This window comes from uncultured Campylobacter sp. (assembly GCF_938017705.1).
Taxonomy (GTDB): Bacteria; Campylobacterota; Campylobacteria; order Campylobacterales; family Campylobacteraceae; genus Campylobacter_B.
Map to the genome: position 1 here is coordinate 1 of NZ_CALIIS010000019.1, position 3687 is coordinate 3687.

Genomic DNA, 3687 nt, shown 5'->3' on the forward strand with positions numbered 1-3687 from the left:
TTAATGTATCGCAAGAGTCCCTCGCAGCCGCGCTTAATATCTGCATAGCAGCGCTCAAAATCGCGCGTGTAGTAGGGATCGGCGATCTGTAGGTGTTCGGGATGGGTTAAATTTGAACTGGCGTCCTTTAAATTTAAGCCGGTTCGTTTTGTCGGGTCTTTGAAATTTAGCGCATTGTAGTCTGTAAAATTTCCCTCTCCAAATTCCAAAAGAAATTTTACCTTAGCCATATCCTTGCCGCGAAAAATTCGCCCCAGCGAGCGCATATTTTCATCATCCATGCAAAGTATCAGATCGTAGCGCTCGTAGTCTGCGGGCGTGACCTGCACGGCGCGATGCGCTACGAGCGGCACCTTTTGCTCTTTTAACACGCGCTGCGTCTCGTAGTAGGGCGGCGAGCCGATTTCGTCGGCGTGCGTTGCCGCAGAATCTACGCTCACGCACGCACTTAGGTCGCTTTGATTAATGAAATTTTGCATCACGGATTGCGCCATAGGCGAGCGGCAGATGTTGCCGTGACAGACGAAAAGTAGCCTCACACGCGCCTACTGCGTGATGATGTCGTAGTTTTTCGGAATTGCCGGCTTGAAGATTGCCTCGTTTACCGGCGCGTTTTTGCGGACGTTGCTTAGATTGATGACGACTTTATTATCCATTTTGTCGGTGTAGCTGATCTTGCTCGGCAGATCATCCTTTAGCTCGATGAGATATTTCACGTCGTCGAAGCTCGCCTCATAAATGCCCTTTTTATTGGGTTTTGCGTTCGCTAGGATCGCTGTTAAATTCGGCGTTTCTTTGATATTTGTGATGATAGCTTGCTCGAGTTCGGGCTCGATTACGACGACCTTTGTGAAGCTAAAAAATATATTTTTTATCGTAGGGGTCTTGTAATGCCATACGGCGTGCTCTTTTGTGGCGCTAAAATCGCCGCCGTAGCTGATTTTCGCATCGTCGCTCTGCACGGTTTGCGAAAAATTTGCGCTCAGCGTATCGAATTCTATCCCGCTTGCGAATGCAAAAATGCAGCTCGCTGCTAAAGAAATAAGAGTTTTTTTCATAAATTTTGCCTTTATTTTTGAAAATTTGCGCGTATTATAGCCGTTTTTCTAGGATTTAATTAAATAGAAACTAAAAATATGTTAATATGCGCGGTTAAAATTTTAAAACTAAGGTTTGAGATGTTTAAAAAGGTCATCCACGGGATTTTTGGTACTAAAAACGATAGGATCGTCAAACAATACGCCAAGCGCGCAGCGCAGATCAGTGCGCTCGAGGAAAACTACGCATCGATGGACGATGCGGCGCTTAAGGCGGAATTTGAAGCGTTAAGAGCGCAAGTTCGCGCAGGCGAAAAGAGCACGGACGACGTGCTTAACGAAGTGTTTGCTATCGTGCGAGAGGCGGGCAAAAGAGTGCTAAATATGCGCCACTTCGACGTTCAGCTGATAGGCGGTTTGGTGCTAAACGACGGCGCGATTGCCGAGATGAAAACGGGCGAAGGAAAGACCCTCGTAGCGACCTTGGCAGTAGTGCTAAATGCGATGGAGGGCAAGGGCGTTCACGTCGTGACCGTAAACGACTACCTAGCTAAGCGCGATGCTGCGCAAATGGGCGAGCTATATGAATTTTTAGGGCTTAGCACCGGTGTGATCGTAGGCGGCGAATACGACGACGCCAAGCGCAAGGCTGCATACGCGTGCGACATCACCTACGGCACAAACAACGAGTTCGGCTTTGACTATCTGCGCGATAATATGAAATTTAGCGCGGATGAAAAGGTACAGCGTGGGCATCATTTCGTAATCGTCGATGAAGTTGATAGCATCCTAATCGACGAAGCCAGGACGCCGCTAATCATCTCAGGTCCTACGAATCGCACTCTGGACGGTTATATTAAAGCCGACGAAGTAGCGCGCGCAATGATCCGCGGCGAGGCGCCAGCCGATCCGAAAGGCAAGGCGACGGGTGATTTTACCGTAGATGAGAAGAACCGCGCCGTTTTGATTACAGAGGCAGGAATCTCAAAAGCCGAGAAGCTTTTTGGCGTGGATAACCTCTATAGTCTCGAAAATGCCGTGCTTAGCCACTACCTTGATCAAGCACTTAAGGCGAATTATCTATTTGAAAAAGACGTGCACTATGTCGTGCGCGACGGACAGGTCATAATCGTGGATGAATTTACGGGACGTCTGAGCGAGGGGCGCAGATTCAGCGAAGGGCTCCATCAGGCTCTTGAAGCTAAAGAGGGCGTGCAAATCCAGGAGGAGAGCCAAACTCTTGCCGACATTACCTTTCAAAACTACTTCCGCCTTTACGAAAAACTCGCTGGTATGACGGGTACGGCACAGACAGAAGCAACGGAATTTTCTCAAATTTACAAACTCGAAGTGGTCTCGATCCCTACAAACGTGCCGGTCATCAGAAAGGATCAAAACGATCTTATCTACAAGACCGAGCGCGAGAAATTTGACGCCGTCATAAATGAGATCAAGCGGCTAAATTCCAAAGGTCAGCCCGTGCTAGTAGGTACGGCGTCGATCGAAAAGAGCGAGAAGCTGCACGAGCTTTTGGTTAAAGAAAACATCGCGCACTCCGTGCTAAATGCCAAAAATCACGAGCGTGAGGCGCAGATCATCAAAGACGCTGGCGTAAAGGGCGCGGTGACGATTGCTACGAATATGGCGGGACGCGGCGTGGATATCCGCATAGACGATGAAGTGCGCGCTTTGGGCGGGTTGTATATTTTAGGTACCGAGCGCCATGAAAGCCGCCGCATCGATAATCAGCTCCGCGGACGAAGTGGACGTCAGGGCGATCCGGGCGAGAGTAGATTTTTCTTAAGCTTGGAGGACAATCTGCTTAGAATTTTCGGTAGCGACAAAATCAAAAATATCATGGATCGCTTGGGGCTAAAAGATGGCGAGCATATCGAATCAGGCATGGTTTCGCGCGCAGTAGAGAACGCGCAGAAAAAGGTCGAGAGCCTGCATTTTGAAGCGCGTAAAAATATCTTAGAATACGACGACGTCGCAAACGAGCAGCGCAAGACGATCTATAAATATCGCAATGAGCTTTTGGATCCCGACTACGATCTGAAAGATAAAATCATTCAAAACCGCGAGGAGTACATCTCTAGCGTGCTTGAGGAGCTTGAAATTTTCGACGGCGTAAATATCAAAGAGGTCGATAAATTCCCGATCGTCGCTAAAATCGCTCAAGAAACGGGCGAGGTGCTCGAAAACAGCGAGCTTGAAAAGGTCGATGATTTCAAAGAGCTGAAAGAAAAGATCATCGGCGCGCTTGCCGTTTCGTATGAAAATAAGATGGCGCCGATTGATCCGCAGCAGCGCAAAAGTATCGAAAAGATGCTTTATCTGCAGATCGTCGATCGCGACTGGCGGGAGCATCTGTATCAGATGGATATCCTAAAAGCGGGCATCGGACTTCGCGGCTACAACCACAAAGACCCGCTTACAGAGTATAAAAAGGAGAGCTACAATCTTTTTATGGAGCTTGTAATGCGCCTCAAATCCGACAGCATCCGTTTGCTGCATTCGATCCAGTTTAAATCTAGGGAGGAGATCGAAGCCGAACAGCGCGCGATGCAGGAGCGCATGGAGAGCTCAAACGCCAAAGAACTCGCCGCCGCAAGCACGAATGAAGCACAGCTAAAGGGCGCAGAAGAGT

General features: G+C 48.8%; 3 protein-coding genes. 1 reads left to right on the top strand and 2 read right to left on the bottom strand.

Annotated features, from left to right (window positions below):
- Positions 1–539: low molecular weight protein-tyrosine-phosphatase (locus tag Q0605_RS01185; RefSeq protein ID WP_298703512.1), on the bottom strand; the 539-nt coding region annotated here is incomplete at its 3' end.
- 6 nt (positions 540–545) lie between these two features.
- The gene (lolA, locus tag Q0605_RS01190) at positions 546–1058 is read right to left on the bottom strand and encodes a LolA-like outer membrane lipoprotein chaperone (protein ID WP_298703514.1); all 513 of its coding nucleotides are present in this window, start codon (positions 1056–1058) and stop codon (positions 546–548) included.
- Between the two features lie 120 nt (positions 1059–1178).
- On the opposite strand from lolA, the gene secA reads away from it, so the two are divergent.
- On the top strand, positions 1179–3687 hold a 2509-nt coding region (secA, locus tag Q0605_RS01195), incomplete at its 3' end, for a preprotein translocase subunit SecA (protein ID WP_298703516.1).